At 68.7% G+C, this 15,219-nt stretch carries 13 protein-coding genes and 1 pseudogene; 12 read left to right on the top strand and 2 right to left on the bottom strand.

Annotated features, from left to right (window positions below; translation table 11 throughout):
- Position 1: 1 nt before the first annotated feature.
- The 3 genes from WOA58_RS09570 to WOA58_RS09560 are packed head-to-tail and all read left to right on the top strand — an operon-like array spanning position 2 to position 4,772.
- A complete protein-coding gene (locus WOA58_RS09570; protein ID WP_340603970.1) occupies positions 2-499 on the top strand; it encodes a DUF1850 domain-containing protein in 498 nt (165 codons plus the stop codon).
- 3 nt (positions 500-502) lie between these two features.
- On the top strand, positions 503-2,542 hold the full coding sequence (locus WOA58_RS09565; protein WP_340603969.1) for a TRAP transporter permease: 2,040 nt from the start codon (positions 503-505) through the stop codon (positions 2,540-2,542).
- Positions 2,543-2,591: 49 nt separating this feature from the next.
- On the top strand, positions 2,592-4,772 hold the full coding sequence (locus WOA58_RS09560) for an ATP-dependent DNA helicase (RefSeq protein ID WP_340603968.1): 2,181 nt from the start codon (positions 2,592-2,594) through the stop codon (positions 4,770-4,772).
- Here WOA58_RS09560 and WOA58_RS09555 read toward each other — a convergent pair.
- Both WOA58_RS09555 and WOA58_RS09550 read right to left on the bottom strand, forming a co-directional pair.
- Positions 4,758-5,267, bottom strand: coding sequence for a 2'-5' RNA ligase family protein (locus tag WOA58_RS09555; protein WP_340603967.1), 510 nt, complete (start codon positions 5,265-5,267; stop codon positions 4,758-4,760). The two genes, WOA58_RS09560 and WOA58_RS09555, sit on opposite strands and share 15 nt — an antisense overlap.
- On the bottom strand, positions 5,267-5,449 hold the full coding sequence (locus WOA58_RS09550) for a DUF7554 family protein (RefSeq protein ID WP_340603966.1): 183 nt from the start codon (positions 5,447-5,449) through the stop codon (positions 5,267-5,269). The genes WOA58_RS09555 and WOA58_RS09550 overlap by 1 nt, the downstream gene beginning before the upstream one ends.
- Before the next feature lie 392 nt (positions 5,450-5,841).
- Between WOA58_RS09550 and WOA58_RS09545 the strand changes: the two genes are divergently transcribed.
- The 9 genes and pseudogenes from WOA58_RS09545 to argF all read left to right on the top strand — a co-directional run bounded on the left by WOA58_RS09545 (position 5,842) and on the right by argF (position 15,047).
- On the top strand, positions 5,842-7,074 hold the full coding sequence (locus WOA58_RS09545) for an argininosuccinate synthase (RefSeq protein WP_340603965.1): 1,233 nt from the start codon (positions 5,842-5,844) through the stop codon (positions 7,072-7,074).
- Positions 7,075-8,583 (top strand): argininosuccinate lyase, encoded by a 1,509-nt coding sequence (gene argH / locus WOA58_RS09540; protein ID WP_340603964.1) that lies wholly within the window; start codon positions 7,075-7,077, stop codon positions 8,581-8,583. It begins immediately after the preceding gene.
- 164 nt (positions 8,584-8,747) lie between these two features.
- The gene (gene lysW / locus WOA58_RS09535; protein ID WP_340603963.1) at positions 8,748-8,933 is read left to right on the top strand and encodes a lysine biosynthesis protein LysW; all 186 of its coding nucleotides are present in this window, start codon (positions 8,748-8,750) and stop codon (positions 8,931-8,933) included.
- 96 nt (positions 8,934-9,029) lie between these two features.
- Positions 9,030-9,890: a lysine biosynthesis protein LysX gene (lysX, locus tag WOA58_RS09530; RefSeq protein WP_340603962.1), complete on the top strand. Its 861-nt coding sequence runs from the start codon at positions 9,030-9,032 to the stop codon at positions 9,888-9,890.
- Entirely contained in the window at positions 9,890-10,966 is a 1,077-nt protein-coding gene (gene argC / locus WOA58_RS09525) for an N-acetyl-gamma-glutamyl-phosphate reductase (RefSeq protein WP_340603961.1), read from the top strand. The genes lysX and argC overlap by 1 nt, the downstream gene beginning before the upstream one ends.
- 50 nt (positions 10,967-11,016) lie before the next feature.
- Positions 11,017-11,856, top strand: a pseudogene (locus WOA58_RS09520) (acetylglutamate/acetylaminoadipate kinase); the annotation flags it as partial.
- 106 nt (positions 11,857-11,962) lie between these two features.
- Positions 11,963-13,102 (top strand): aspartate aminotransferase family protein, encoded by a 1,140-nt coding sequence (locus tag WOA58_RS09515; RefSeq protein WP_340603959.1) that lies wholly within the window; start codon positions 11,963-11,965, stop codon positions 13,100-13,102.
- Complete coding sequence (locus WOA58_RS09510; RefSeq protein WP_340603958.1) at positions 13,099-14,145, top strand: [LysW]-lysine hydrolase; 1,047 nt, start codon at positions 13,099-13,101, stop codon at positions 14,143-14,145. The genes WOA58_RS09515 and WOA58_RS09510 overlap by 4 nt, the downstream gene beginning before the upstream one ends.
- Entirely contained in the window at positions 14,142-15,047 is a 906-nt protein-coding gene (gene argF, locus WOA58_RS09505) for an ornithine carbamoyltransferase (RefSeq protein ID WP_340603957.1), read from the top strand. Before WOA58_RS09510 ends, argF begins: the two co-directional genes overlap by 4 nt.
- Positions 15,048-15,219 lie beyond the last annotated feature (172 nt).

Here is a 15,219-nt window from a genome sequence, read left to right as displayed (position 1 = left end):
GATGGACCCGCGAGACGGCGTCGTATCGGCGATCGCGCTCTGTATCGTCGGGATCACGGCGGCCGCGGTGAACCCGTCGCTGCTGGTCCTCCAGCTGGAGGACGCCGAGACCGGCGAGCGTCTCGGCTCCCACGCGATCGGGGAGGGTGAGCGCTTCGAGGTCCGCTACGTCCACTCCTTCGAGGGGACGGAGATCCGCGAGACGTACACGGCCGAGGACGAGGGGATCGTCCAGGTCCGTGAGGCCTACGAGTACCACGCCGCCGGCCTCGAGTTCACCCGCGAGACCTACCGCGAGGACGGCTGGATCGTGAGCGACGTCGAGCGCGAGCTCGGCTGCTTTACGGTCCGCGTCGCGGGCTCGACCGAGCAGTCGTTGGTCGTCGGCGGGACCGAGCGCTCGCTCGAGGCGTACGCCGAGCCGGGGACGGGGATCGAGCTGTCGATCGAGCGGACGAGCAGGGCCGAACACCACGCTACAAACACGAGGACGAGATAGAACATGAGTGATACGAGAACGGACGAGGAGAGCTTCGAGGTCGACCTCGCCGAGGCCGACGAGCCGGCGATCGAGGAGGGAAGCCACCTCAGCGGAACCGCGCGCCGGACGCTGTCGGGGCGAACGAAACTGCTCGCGGTCGTGCTCGCGGTGGTCATCGGCGCCTACCACACCGTGGCGGCGGGCATCGGCGTACCGGGCGCGTTCATCAACCGGCCGCTCCACCTGGCCTTCCTGGCCGCGCTGGTGTTCATCTGGTACGAGGCCCACACCGGCGAGGGCGGCGACCGGGTACCGTGGTACGACTGGCTCCTCGCCGGCCTCGCGGCGGTGAGCGTGCTGTACCTCACGTACGCGATCTACTACGACGACCTGGCCGCCCGCGCGGGCACCCCGATGACGATCGATCTGGTGTTCGGCGCGGTGGCGATCCTGATGGTGCTCGAGATGACCCGCCGGACGACGGGGATCATCCTGCCGCTCATCGGCGGCTCCTTCCTCGCCTACGCCTATCTGGGCCCGATCATGCCCGGCCTGCTCGCCCATCGGGGCTACTCGGCCCAGCGGATCGTCGCCCACGTCTACCTCGGCACCGAGGGGCTGTTCGGCATCCCGCTGGGGGTGAGCGCGACGTTCGTCGTGCTGTTCATCATCTTCGGGGCGTTCCTCGAGGTGACGGGAATCGGCGACTGGTTCATCGACCTCGCCTATGGCTACACGGGACGGATGGCGGGCGGACCCGCCAAAACGTCAGTGCTGGCGAGCGGTTTCATGGCCAGCCTCAACGGCAGCGCGGTCGCCAACACCGCGACGACCGGCGCGTTCACGATCCCGCTGATGAAGCGCACCGGCTTCGACGACCATTACTCCGCGGCCGTGGAGTCCTCGGCCTCCTCGGGCGGGCAGATCATGCCGCCGGTGATGGGCGCCGGCGCGTTCATCATGGCCGTCTGGACGGGCATCCCGTACGTCGAGATCATCGCCGCGGCGACGATCCCCGCGCTGCTGTACTTCCTCTGTGTCGGGATGGCCGTCCACTTCCGCGCGAAGAAACAGGGCCTCGAGGGGCTCGATAAGAGCGAGCTGCCCGACTCGGGACGGCTGCTGCGCGAGGGCTTTCACTTCACGATCCCGATCGTCGTCCTCGTCTACCTGCTGGTGGCGGGCTACACGCCGATGCTCGCGGGCTTCGCGGCGATCGTCCTGACCGTGATCGTCGCGATCCCGCTCGCGGAGGCGAAACGGTTCGCGGGCGCGCTCGGGAACGGCGACGTCGCGACGGTTCGGGGGATGCTGTGGGCGGCCGGCGAGACGGCCGTCCGGGCGTTCGACCGCGGGATCCGGATGACGCTGATCGTCGCCGCGGCCTGTGCGACGGCGGGGATCGTCGTCGGCGTCGTCACCCTCACGGGCCTCGGGCTGGTGTTCAGCTCGCTGGTCGCGAACCTCTCGGGGGGCGTGTTGATCGTCGCCCTCCTGCTGACGATGGTCGCCTCGATCGTGATGGGGATGGGGCTGCCGACGACGGCGGCGTACGTCGTCGTCGCCGCGCTGGGCGCGCCCGCGCTGACGAACCTCGGCGTGCCGACGCTCGCGGCCCACCTGTTCATCTTCTACTTCGCGATCATCAGCGCGATCACCCCGCCGATCATGCTCGCGGTGTTCACCGCCAGCGGGATCGCCGAATCCGACCCCTGGAAAACCGGCGCGACGGCGCTCGGCCTGGCGATCGTCGGCTTCATCGTCCCGTTCCTCTTCATCTACGGGCCCGAGCTCATCCTCCAGGGGACCCCGGTCGCGATCGCGCTGAGCACGCTGACGGCGATCGTCGGCGTAATCGCGCTCTCGGCGTCGACGCAGGGCTACCTGCTCACCGACGCCTCGATCCCCGAGCGCCTCGCGCTGTTCGCGGGCGCGCTCGCGCTGCTCGTCCCGGGGCTCATGTCCGACGCGGCCGGCATCACGCTGCTGGGTGTAGTCGCGGCGCGCCAGTACGCGACCGTCTCCGAGGACGCCTCGCTGGCCGCCGCGATCGGGCGGTAGGACGTCCTGCGGTCCGAGCGTTTTTATCCGATCGGAACCCAGAACCGGTGTGTCGACGACCGATCCCGCGCAGTTCTTCCCCTACGAGACACCCTACGAGAACCAGCGCGAGGCGATGGAGCGCATCGAGAACGGCCTCGCGCGCGGCCAGGACGTGCTCTTCGAGGGGGCCTGCGGGACCGGAAAGACGCTCTCGGCGCTCGTGCCCGCGCTCTCGCACGCCCGCGAAACCGACAAAACCGTCGTGATCACGACGAACGTCCACCAGCAGATGCGCCAGTTCGTCGAGGAGGCCCGCGCGATCACGCGCGAGGAGTCGATCCGCGCGGTCGTGTTCAAGGGGAAGGCCTCGATGTGTCACATCGACGTGGGCTTCGAGGAATGTCAGGTGCTCCGCGATACGACCCGCGATCTCGCCGAGTCCGAGGTCGATAGGGCCCAGCTCGAACGCAAACAGGACGAGCTCCTCGAGGAGAGCCAGGCGGGCGATCAGGGGGCCGCGGAGGCCCGCGGCGCGGTGATGGACGAGCTCGAATCCGTCCAGGAGGAGGTCTCGGAGCTCGAGGAGGAGCCGACCTGCGAGCACTACTACAACAACCTCATGGGGGACACCGACGCGTTCTATCAGTGGCTTTTCTCGGACGTGCGCACCCCCGACGAGGTCTACGAATACGCCGAACGCGAGGGGTTCTGTGGCTACGAGCTCCTGAAGGAGGGGATGGAGGGGGTCGACCTGGTGGTCTGTAACTACCACCACCTGCTCGACCCGATGATCCGCGAGCAGTTCTTCCGCTGGCTGGATCGCGACCCCGAGGACGTGATCTGCGTCTTCGACGAGGCCCACAACATCGAGGACGCGGCGCGGGACCACGCGACCCGCACGCTGACGGAGAACACCCTCGACAGCGCGCTCGACGAGTGCGAGGACAGCGACGACCCCCGGAGCGAGGACGCCTTCGCGGTGCTCGCGGCGTTTCGCCGGGCGCTCGTCGCGGGCTACGAGGACTCCTTCGGCTTCGGCGAGCGCGAGGCGGTCGGCGAGAACTGGGAGGACGTCGTCATCGCCAACGAGTCGGGGCGTGACGATCTCACCCTCGCCTTTCTGGAGGAGTACACCGGTCAGGGGATCGACCGCGACCTCGAGAGCGCGCTGGAGTTCGGCGAGGAACTCGACGAGCAGTACGAGGAGGCCTACCGGAACGGACAGGCACAGACGCGCGCGGAGTGTCAGACCCTGCAGGCCGCCGCCTTCGTCGAGGGCTGGCTCGACGACGGGGCCGCGCTCGGCCAGTACCCCGTCCTCGGGGTGCGCCGCGACGAGGGAAGCGACGAGGTCTACGGGCGGGCGGAGCTCTACACCTGCATCCCCCGCGAGGTCGCGGAAAGCCTCTTCTCTTCCGTCCACGCGAGCGTGCTGATGAGCGCGACGCTCCGCCCGTTCGACGTGCTCGGGGACGTGTTGGGTCTCGAGGAGCCCATCGAGATGGCCTACGGGCTCGAGTTCCCCGAACAGAACCGGCGGACGTTCGCGGTCGAGACGCCCGCGCTGTTCGCGAGCGAGCGCGACGACCCCGACACGCAGGCGACGATCACCCGGGTGATCGAGGACGCGATCCGGATGACGCCCGGCAACACGCTCGTCTTCTTCCCGAGCTACTACGAGGCAGAACGCTACTACGGGCGCGTCGAGACCGGCGGGGAACCCTACCTCGACCGGCCTGGGGTACGCGCCGAGGAGCTCCGCCGGGAGTTCGTCGAGAGCGAGAACGGCGCGCTGTTCACCTCGCTGTGGGGCACCCTCACCGAGGGGGTGAGCTTCGACGCCGACGACGCCCACACCGTGCTCGTGGTCGGCGTCCCCTACCCGCATCTCGACGAGCGCATGGACGCGGTCCAGGAGGCCTACCAGTCGATCTACGGCGACGAGAACGGCGACGCGGGCTGGGAGTACGCCGTCGAGATCCCCACGATCAGGAAAACCAGGCAGGCGCTCGGACGAGTGCTTCGCTCGCCCGAGGAGTTCGGGGTGCGCGCGCTCGTCGACGAACGGTACACGCAGACCGCCGAACGCGAGATGGGGAAGTACAGCGTCCGGAGCGCGTTCCCGCCCGAGGAACGCTCCGAGCTGATCGACATCGCCCCCGGGAAGCTGCAGTTCTCGATGCTGAACTTCTACGGCGACCACGGCGCCTACGACGACGCGCCCGAACCACGCCTAGACGGGAAGTGAGAGGCGGGTGGCGACCTCCTCGTGGGTCGCATCCCACAGCACGAGCTCGTTTACCGTCCAGGTGACCGGTTCGATCCCGCGGTCGGCCAGCCGCTCGCGCTCCTCCGGGGTTCCTCCGCGTGCGAGCGTGACATGTGGGACGTAGTCCTCGCCGTCGATCCCCTCGATCGGCTCGAAAGTCTCCGAGAGCCGCCCGTTGAGCTCGCGGAGCACGGGGCTCTCGACGGCGAGGTAGACGACCGGTGAATCGCCCCGGGCCGGCTCCTCGAAGGCGTCGATCCCCGCGACGCGGGCCTCGAACGGCGGGGTGCCGGCGATCGCCTCGCGGACCTGCGGGACGAGCCGTGCATACTCCGTCGGGGTGCGCTCGCCGAGGCGCTTGACCCCCAGTGTGTGGGTCCTGCGGACGCGCTCGAACGTGTAGAGGTCCGGTTCGAGCTCGCCCGCGAGGCGCTTTACTTGCCCCGGGACGGGGACGTTCAGGCTGATCGGCACTACCGCCGTCGGACGTACCACAGCAGGATAAGCACGGTGATCAGCAGGGCGATCAGCGACCGACTGAAGACGGGGAAGAAGCCGGCGACGGCGTCGACCAGTTCGAGGACCAGCAGGACGACCACCAGCCCGAGGATCACCGTCAACAGCGTCTCGACGTCGAGCTTGGCGCGGGAACTCATATATTCACACTGACTCGATTCGTTAAAAATTCGTCGTCAAGGACTGCCGCCCCGAAAGGGTTTAATAGGGTCGCCCGTGTCCGTTCGGGTAATGAGCGAGTCGGCCATCACGGGTTCGAACGATACCGTGAGCGCCGCCGCCGCGCCGCATGCGTGGCCCGTAGCGCCGCGCACGCGGGCCGGAGCCCCGCGCTCGTGGCCCGTTGCGCCACGCGCCCGACGACCGCGACCGGGCCCCCGCTAGGCCCACCATTATCCCCATCCCCCGATGTTCCCAAATTTCGACTAGTCGTCGATTCGCCCGTTTTCCCGGCCAGCGACGCCTCTGCGATTATTTTTCATAATCTAAAAGGAAGAATTTATGTCCCCGTAGGCGCTCCGTTCGAGCAACGATGGAACGCGTTGCACTCGCATTCTCAGGGGGACTGGACACGACCGTCTGCGTACCGCTGCTCGAGGAGGAGTACGGCTACGACGAAGTGATCGGCGTCACCGTCGACGTCGGCCAGCCCGAGGAGGAGTTCGAGGAGGCAGAGGAGACCGCCGAGGCGCTGGGCCTCGACAACTACGTCGTCGACGCCAAGGAGGAGTTCGCCGAGACCTGCTTCGACGCGGTGAAGGCGAACGCGACCTACCAGGGCTACCCGCTCGGTACGGCGCTCGCGCGTCCGGTGATCGCGAAGGCGATCATGGAGGTCGCCGAGGAGCAGGGCTGCTCGGCGCTGGCCCACGGCTGTACGGGCAAGGGCAACGACCAACTGCGCTTCGAGGCCGTCTGGCGCGGCTCGGACATGGAGGTCATCGCGCCCGTCCGCGAGCTCGGGCTCACCCGCGAGTGGGAGATCGAGTACGCCGACGAGAAGGACCTGCCAGTCGAGGCGGGCAACGAGGGCGTCTGGTCGATCGACACCAACATCTGGTCGCGCGCGGTCGAGGGCGGCGAGCTCGAGAACCCCGATTACGAGCCGCCCGAGGAGATCTACGACTGGACCGCCGAGCCCGAGGGCGAGACGACCATCGAGATCGGCTTCGAGGAGGGCGTCCCCGTCTCCGTCGACGGCGAGGCGATGAACCCCGTCGAACTCATCCGCCACCTCAACGAGTACGCCGGCTCCTATGGCGTCGGTCGCACGGACGTGATGGAGGACCGCATGCTCGGGCTCAAAGTGAGGGAAAACTACGAGCATCCCGCGGCGACGGTGCTGCTGACCGCCCACCAGGCCCTGGAGGACCTCGTGCTGACGAAGGGCGAGCGCTCGTTCAAGAAGGGGATCGAACACGAGTGGGCCGAGAAAGCCTACCAGGGGCTCGTCTTCGCGCCGCTGGTCGACGCGCTCGACGCCTTCGTCGACGAGACCCAGGACGTCGTGACCGGCAGCGCGACGGTGAAGGTCTCGGGCGGGAACTGCCGCGTCGTCGCGCGCGACTCGGAGTTCGCGGTCTACTCCGAGGAGATGGCGTCGTTCAACACCGAGACCGTCGCCGGGATCGAACAGGAGGACGCCACCGGCGTCGCGAAGTACCACGGCCTCCAGGAGCGCCTCGCGAACTCCGTCAAGGCCGACCTGACCGAGAAAACCCCTGCCGTCACGGACGGCGGGAGCGCGGACGAGGGGGACGAGTAGATGAGCGAGGGATCCGGGGACGGGGACGTGGTGCGCCGCGAGCGCTTCGGCGGCGGCCCCGCTCGCGGGTTCCTCTCCTCGATGAGCGCGGACGAACGGATCTTCGAGGCGGACCTCGCGGTCGATCGCGCACACGTCGTGATGCTCGCCGAACAAGGCGTCGTCGAGAACGACGAGGCCGGCGAGATCCTCGCGGCGCTCGACGACGTCGAGGCGGCGGGCCACGACGCCTTACCCGACGGCGAGGACGTCCACGCCGCGATCGAGACGGCGGTGATCGATTCTGTAGGATCCGTCGGCGGGAAGATGCACACCGCCCGCTCGCGCAACGACGAGGTCGCGACCTGCATCCGGTATCGGCTTCGCGAGGACCTCCTCGAAGTCCTCGAAGCGACCCTCGTCTTTCGCGAGGCGCTCGTCGAGGCCGCCGACGGACACGCTGAAACGTTGATGCCCGGCTACACCCACCTCCAGCCGGCCCAGCCGACGACGGTGGCTCACTGGCTGCTGTCCTACGAGCAGGCGGTGGCCCGGGACACCGAGCGCCTGCTCGACGCCTATAGTCGGGTGAACCGCTGTCCGCTGGGGGCGGCGGCCTTCGCGGGCACCCCGTTCGACATCGATCGCGAGCGGACCGCGGAGCTGCTGGGCTTCGAGTCGGTCGTGGAGAACTCGATGGACGCCTCCTCGACGCGGGACTTCCTGCTCGAGACGGTGGGCGCGCTCGCGGCGCTGGCGACGACGCTCTCCGGGGCCGCCGAGGACCTGATCCTCTTCTCGAACAAGGGGTACGTCGAGCTCTCGGACGACTACGCCTCGACCTCCTCGATCATGCCCCAGAAGAAGAACCCCGATACCATGGAGCTGGTTCGGGCGACGGCGGGCGACGCTTCGTCGGGGGTGAACGGCCTGTTGACGACGCTCAAGGGACTTCCCAGGGCGTACAACCGCGATCTCCAGCGCGCGACGCCCTACGCCTGGGAAACCGTCGACGCCGTGCGCGAGGCGACCGACGTCGCCGCGGGCGCGGTCGCGACGGCCGACTGGGACGAAGGGGCACTGGAAGCGGCCGCGGGCGAGGGCTTCTCGACCGCGACCGGGGTCGCCGACGCGCTCGCCATGGCCGGGCTGCCGTTCCGGACGGCCCACGAACTCGTCGCGCTCGCCTCGGAGCACGCGGAACGGAGTTCCGCGGAACGATCGAGCGGGGAGCAAGGCGACTCGCGAGACGGCAGCGACTACGCGGCGCTCGACGCCGCCAGCGAGGAGGTCCTCGGCGACCCCCTCGCGAAGCACGTCCCCCGCGAGGCGGTCGAGTCGGCGCTCGACCCCGAGGCGAGCGTCGCGAGCCGGGACTCGCGGGGCGGGCCCGCGCCCGAGGCGGTCGGGGAGGCGCTTTCGATGGCCCGGGAATCGATCGACGTCGACGGGGCGACGGTCGACGGGCTCGCGGCTGCGCTCGAGACGGCCGCCGCCGACCTGGACGAGGAGGTGAGTCGGTATGATTGATCGACCGCCCCGTCCGGGGCACACATTCACACTCCGACGCTGATACTCGCGGCGCGGTTCGCGGTCCGACGGCTTCTCCGCACGCTTAGAGGGTAGTACAGTCATGTTAATTAAACGATAAATTCGACGGGTTTAAGGTGAGTCGTGCGATACGTGGAGGTACAATGGCGAACGACAGCACCATCACGGCGGAGGACCCCCTGACCGGCGACGAGATCGAGGTACCGGCCGACGTCGAGGTCGGCGAGATCATCGACAGCCCCGTGAGCGGCGCGGAGCTCGAGGTCGTCTCGACGGACCCCGTCGAGCTCGAGGAGGCGCCCGAGCTCGAGGAGGACTGGGGCGAGTGATGGCGACGGCCGGCCACAGCGCGAACGCGACCGAACAGCAATGAACACACAGACAGCGACCCGCTTTCTGGCCCGCCGAAGGCGGCGCCGATACGAATGAACGTAGGCATCCTTTACTCCCGGATCCGTAGAGACGAGAAGCTCCTGCTGAACGAGCTTCGCGAGCGCGACCACGAGATCACGAAGATCGACGTGCGAAAACACCAGTTCAACGTCCACGACCCGCCGGCGGTCTTCGACGACGTGGACGTCGTGCTGGACCGGTGTCTCTCGACGAGCCGGAGCCTCTACGTCACGCGGTTCTGTGAGGCCTACGGGATCCCGGTCGTGAACGGCCCCGAGACCGCCGAGACCTGCGCGGACAAGGTGAAAAACAGCCTCGCGCTCGCGAGCGCGGGCGTGCCGACGCCGAACACCGACGTCGCCTTCACCACCGAGGCCGCCCTCGAGAGCATCGAGAACTTCGGCTACCCCTGCGTACTCAAGCCCGTCATGGGCTCGTGGGGCCGGCTGATGGCGAAGCTCGAATCGCGCTCGGCCGCGGAGGCCATCCTCGAGCACAAGGAGACGCTCGGCCACTACGAGCACAAGGTGTTCTACATCCAGGAGTTCGTCGCCAAGCCCGACCGCGACATCCGGGTCGTGGCCGTCGACGGCGAGCCCATCGCCGCGATGGCCCGCGCCTCCGAGCACTGGCTGACCAACGCCGCGAAGGGCGCGGAAACGCAGGTCTTCGAGCCCGACGAGGAGGCGTTGGAGCTGGTCGAACGCGCGAGCGACGCCGTCGGCGGCGGGCTGCTCGGGATCGACCTGATGGAGACCGAGGAGGGCTACACCGTCCACGAGGTCAACCATACCGTCGAGTTCAAGGCGCTCAACGAGGTCGTCGACGTCGACGTTCCCGCGGCCGTCGCCGACTGGCTCGAGACGCAGGCGGCCGCCGAGGTGACCGCCTGATGGCGGTCGGGGAGGCGGAAGCGGACGACGGCTCGGCGGAGACGCTCACCGCGAGCGTCGTCGGGGGAAGCGGCTTCACGGGCGGCGAGCTGCTCAGGCTGCTCGACGGCCACCCGGACTTCGAGATCGCCCAGGCGACGAGCCGCTCCTCCGAGAACAAGACCGTGGGATCGGTCCACCCGAACCTGCGGGGTCGCACGCTTCGGTTCTCGGATCCCGCGGATCTCGAGTCGGTGGACGTGCTGTTCGCGGCGACGCCGCACGGGGTGTCGATGGAACGCATCGACGCCTTCGAGGACGCGGCGGACACCGTCGTCGACCTCTCGGCGGACTTCCGGCTGAACAGTGAGGAACAGTACGAGGAGTGGTACGACGGGCATAGTTCCCCTGAATACCTCGAAAAGAGCGTCTACGCGCTGCCCGAGCGGAACCGCGAGGAGCTCCCGGGTGCGGAGCTGATCGCGTCGGGCGGCTGTAACGCCACCGCGACGATGCTCGGGCTCGGGCCGCTGTTCGATTCGGAGCTGTTCTCGGGCGATGAGCAGGTCGTCGTCGACGTGAAGGTCGGCTCCTCCGAAGGGGGAGCGGGCGGCGGCGCGGCCTCCTCGCACCCCGAGCGCTCGGGGATCGTCCGACCCTACGCGCCGACGAGCCACCGCCACGAGGCCGAGATCGAGCAGGAGTTCGGGATCTCCGTGTCGTTCACCGTCCACGCGGTCGACATGATCCGCGGGGCGAGCGCGACCTGCCACGTCTTCCCGAACGGGCCGGTCTCGAAGAAGGATCTCTGGGGGGCGTATCGCGACAGCTACGCCGAGGAGCCGTTCATGCGGATCGCTTCCGGTGGTGGCGGCGTCTATCGCTACCCCGAGCCTAAGGCCGTCGCCGGGACGAACTACGGCGACGTGGGCTTCGAGCTCGATCCAGCCAACAAGCGGATCGTCGTCTTCTCGGCGATCGACAACATGATGAAGGGATCGGCGGGTCAGGCGGTCCACGCCGCGAACGTCGCGCTCGGGCTGGAGGAGACGGCCGGGCTCGAGTTCCAGGGTCTGCATCCCGTGGGGGCTCCGTAGATGACGGTGTTCACCGAACCCCCTGCGACCGTGTGCAGGGACCGGAGGTGTCCGAAGTGACCGTCGTCGTCAAGATCGGCGGCGCGCGCGCCGTCGAGCCCGAGGGCGCGCTCGCGGACATCGCGCACCTGACGGCCAACGGCGAGCGGGTCGTCGTCGTCCACGGCGGCTCGACGGCGGTCGACGAGCTGCTGGCGGACCTCGGGAAGGAACCCGAGTACGTCACCACGCCGGGCGGCGTCAGCGGGCGCTTCACCGACGAGGGGACGATGGAGGCGTTCACGATGGCGATGGCCGGCCGGGTCAACACCGACCTGACGGCGGCGCTTCGCAACGAGGGCGTCGACGCGCTCGGCCTCTCGGGCGTGGACGGCGGCCTGTTGACCGGGCCCCGGAAGTCGGCGGTCAGGGTCGTCGAGGACGGGAAGAAGAGGATCAAGCGCGGCGATCACTCGGGGAAGATCGAATCGGTCAACAGCGACCTCCTCGAGACCCTGCTCGAGTCGGGCTACACGCCCGTCGTGAGCGTGCCGATGCTCGCCGACGACGGCGTGCCCGTCAACGCCGACGCCGACCGCTCGGCCGCAGCGGTGGCTGGCGCGCTCGGCGCGTCGCTCGTGGTACTGACGGACGTCGCGGGCGTCTACGAGGACCCCGACGACCCCGAGAGCCTCATCGGGAGCGCCGAGACGCCCGCCGAACTGGAGCGCATCGAGGAGAGCGCGGAAGGGTTCATGACCAAGAAGGTGATGGCCGCGAAGGAGGCGCTCGAGGGCGGTGCCAGCGAGGTGGTCGTCTCCGACGCGAACCTCAACGACCCGATCCTGGCGGCGCTCGACGGACATGGCACACGCTTTAGTCCCGGCGCGCTCGGAGATGAGGACGAATGAATTCAGTCGCACGTTTCGCGCGCGACAGCCTCACGGCTTCCACTGGAGATCGAGATCCGGTCGGATCTCGATCTCATCGGACGGAGTCCGATGGAGGTGTCCAGCCGTGAGTGGATTCGTCTTCTCGGAGAAGCCCATCAGGATCGAGCGCGGCGAGGGACCGTATCTGTACGACGACTCCGGCACCGAGTACCTCGACTTCGGCGCGAGCTACGCGGTCACGCCGGTCGGCCACTGCCATCCCGACGTGGTCTCCGCGGCGAAGGACCAGCTCGAGGAGCTGATGTTCGTTCAGGCCTCGTATCCCAATGACGCGCGGGACGCCTGCTACTCGAAGCTGGCGAGCGTGGCGCCCGGCGACATCGGGAACGTCTGGCTCTGTAACTCGGGCACCGAGGCCAACGAGGCGGCGCTGAAGTTCGCGCGGTCGGCGACCGGGCGCCAGAAGATCGTCGCCACCCAGCGCGCGTTTCACGGCCGGACGATGGGCTCGCTCGCCGCCACCTGGAAGGACAAGTACAAGAAGCCGTTCGAACCCCTCGCAGGGGCCTTCGAGACGGTTCCCTACGGCGACGGCGAGGCGCTCGCGGAGGCCGTCGACGAGGAGACCGCCGCGGTGATCCTCGAACCCATCCAGGGCGAGGGCGGGATCAATCCCGCGCCCGCGGGCTATCTCGAAGCCGCCCGCGAGGCCTGCGACGAAACCGGTGCGGCGCTGGTCTTCGACGAGATCCAAACCGGCTTGGGCCGCACGGGCGAGTTCTGGGCCTGCGAGCACGAGGGCGTGACCCCGGATATCCTGACCAGCGCGAAGGGACTCGCGAGCGGCCTGCCGCTCGGGGCGACCCTCTGTCGGGACTGGATCGCCGAGGACGCCGGCCCGCACGGCTCGACGTTCAGCGGCAACCCGGTGGTCTGTGCGGCCGCCTCGGCGACCCTCGACGTCCTCGTCGAGGACGACCTACCCGCCCACGCCGCCGAGACGGGCGAGTACCTCCACGAGGAGCTCGAGGCGGCGGAGCTGCCGATCCGCGACGTCCGAGGATGGGGGCTGATGACCGGCATCGAGGTCAAGCGCGGATCCAACCGGCTGCTGAAGGAGCTCGCGCTGAACCACCGGCTGCTCGCGCTGCCCGCCGGTCGGTCCGTCCTCAGGCTGCTGCCGCCGCTGGTGATCGATGAGGAGCACGTCGACCGCGTCGTCGGGGCGCTCTCGGAGACGATGGGGGCGACCACGGAGTCATGAGCATCCACCGCCAGACCGGCCGGGAGCTGTTGATCGATCTGGTTTCGCTCTCCTCCCCGTCGGGCGAGGAGCGCGAGGCCGCGGAGCTACTGGTCGAGTTCTTCGAGAGCCACGACCGCGAGGTCCGGATCGACGAGGTCGGCAACGTCCGCGCGCCCGCCGACGATCGCGTGCTGCTGACCTCCCACATCGACACCGTTCCGGGCGACATCCCCGTTCGCACCGAGGACGGCACCCTCTGGGGGCGGGGCAGCGTCGACGCGACCGGCCCGCTATGTGCGATGGCAGTCGCGGCGGTCGAGACGGGAACGAGCTTCGTCGGCGTCGTCGGCGAGGAGACCGACTCGCGGGGCGCCTGGCACCTGATCGAAGACAGGGAGAGCCCCGACGCCCTGATCAACGGCGAGCCCAGCGGCTGGGACGGCGTTACACTGGGGTATCGGGGCATGCTCGCGGGCACCTACGTCGCGACCAGCGAGTCGGGCCATACCTCCCGCCCGGGCCCGAACGCGATCCAGCACGCCATCGGCTGGTGGAGCAGCGTCGAGGAGCGCTTCTCCCCGAACGAGGACGAGGAGTGGGAGCCCGTCTTCGAGCGCGTGACCACCAAGCCCGTCGAGATCGAGGGCGGCACCGACCCCGACGGCCTCTCGGTCTCGGCGACGCTGGACGGCCAGTTCCGCGTCCCGCCCTCGATGACGACCGAGGAGGTCCGTGAGATCGCCGAGGGGCAGCTCCGGACCGACACCGACGCCGCCGGCAGCGTCAACTGGGGCAAGCCGATCCCGCCGGTGATGGAGAGCCCGCGGACGGAACTGGCGCGGGCCTTCCGGGTCGCGATCCGCGGCGAGGGCGGCGATCCGCGCCTGCTGCGCAAAACGGGAACGAGCGACATGAACATCTACGCCTCCGCGTGGGACTGCCCGATGGTGACCTACGGGCCCGGCGACTCGGACCTGGACCACGCACCCGACGAGCGGCTCGACCTCGACGAGTACGACCGTTCCATTACCGTGCTCGAGGAGGTGGCCAACCGCCTATGACACGACACTTCATCGACGTCGACGACCTGAACCGCGAGGAGTTGGGGACGGTGCTCGACCGGGCCGCCGAGTACAAGCGACAGCGTCGGGAGGGGATTCCCCATCCGGACCTCGAACGGCGGACGCTGGGGATGGTCTTCGAGAAGCCCTCGTCCCGGACGCGGATCTCCTTCGAGACCGGAATGACCCAGCTCGGCGGGCACGCGATCTTCCTCGGGCCGGAGGACATCGGGCTGGGCGATCGCGAGCCGCTTTCGGACACCGCGCGGGTCCTCTCGGGCTACGTCGACGCCGCGATGGTCCGGCTGTTCGACCACGGCGACCTGGAGACGCTGGCCGCGAACGCCACCGTCCCGGTGGTGAACGGGCTGACCGACGACGCACATCCCTGCCAGACGCTCGCGGACCTGCTGACGATCCGCGAGGCGTTCGGCGGGTTCGAGGGGCTGTCGGTGACGTGGGTCGGCGACGCCAACAACGTCGCCCGGTCGTTCGCGCTCGGCTGTGCGCTCTGTGGGATCGACCTCACGGTGGCGACGCCCGAAGGGTACGCGCTCGACGACGCTCATATCGAGCGCGCCGGCGAGCTCGGACCGACGCCCGAGACGACCCACGACCCCGCCGAGGCGGTCGCGGGCGCCGACGTCGTCTACACGGACGTCTGGATCAGCATGGGTCAGGAGGAAGAACGCGACGAGCGCCTCGCGGCGTTCGAGGACTTCCAGGTGAACGAGGGGCTGCTCGAACACAGCCCCGAGGCCCGCGTGATGCACTGCCTGCCGGCCCACCGCGGCGAGGAGATCACCGACGCGGTCCTCGAAAGCGATCGCTCGATGGTCTTCGAGCAGGCCGAGAACCGGATGCACGCCCAGAAGGGGCTGCTGTCGTTCCTGCTCGAGTAGCGCCGCGAACGAGGCGGTCGCCGAGCGAGCGGGTTTTTCGTCCAGGGTTTTCGGCGAGCGGTGCGTAGCATCCGAGGCGAAAACGGTGGGGAAGTACGCCCGAAATGGGCTGTTGTCCTGGCTGCTCGTGAGGCGAACCCGCTCACTTTTCCCCGTTCGGCGTCTGTTCCCG

Origin of the sequence: Halalkalicoccus tibetensis (assembly GCF_037996645.1) — an archaeon.
Lineage (GTDB): Archaea > Halobacteriota > Halobacteria > Halobacteriales > Halalkalicoccaceae > Halalkalicoccus > Halalkalicoccus tibetensis.
The sequence above is the reverse complement of the archived record's forward strand: the minus strand, read 5'-3'. Positions and strand labels throughout refer to the sequence as shown.

Coding starts and splice junctions, on each gene's coding strand:
- lysX (WP_340603962.1), top strand. CDS start 9,030: ATGAACGTAGGCATCCTTTACTCCCGGATCCGTAGAGACGAGAAGCTC.
- lysW (WP_340603963.1), top strand. CDS start 8,748: ATGGCGAACGACAGCACCATCACGGCGGAGGACCCCCTGACCGGCGAC.
- WOA58_RS09545 (WP_340603965.1), top strand. CDS start 5,842: ATGGAACGCGTTGCACTCGCATTCTCAGGGGGACTGGACACGACCGTC.
- argC (WP_340603961.1), top strand. CDS start 9,890: ATGGCGGTCGGGGAGGCGGAAGCGGACGACGGCTCGGCGGAGACGCTC.
- WOA58_RS09565 (WP_340603969.1), top strand. CDS start 503: ATGAGTGATACGAGAACGGACGAGGAGAGCTTCGAGGTCGACCTCGCC.
- argF (WP_340603957.1), top strand. CDS start 14,142: ATGACACGACACTTCATCGACGTCGACGACCTGAACCGCGAGGAGTTG.
- WOA58_RS09510 (WP_340603958.1), top strand. CDS start 13,099: ATGAGCATCCACCGCCAGACCGGCCGGGAGCTGTTGATCGATCTGGTT.
- WOA58_RS09550 (WP_340603966.1), bottom strand. CDS start 5,449: ATGAGTTCCCGCGCCAAGCTCGACGTCGAGACGCTGTTGACGGTGATC.
- argH (WP_340603964.1), top strand. CDS start 7,075: ATGAGCGAGGGATCCGGGGACGGGGACGTGGTGCGCCGCGAGCGCTTC.
- WOA58_RS09570 (WP_340603970.1), top strand. CDS start 2: ATGGACCCGCGAGACGGCGTCGTATCGGCGATCGCGCTCTGTATCGTC.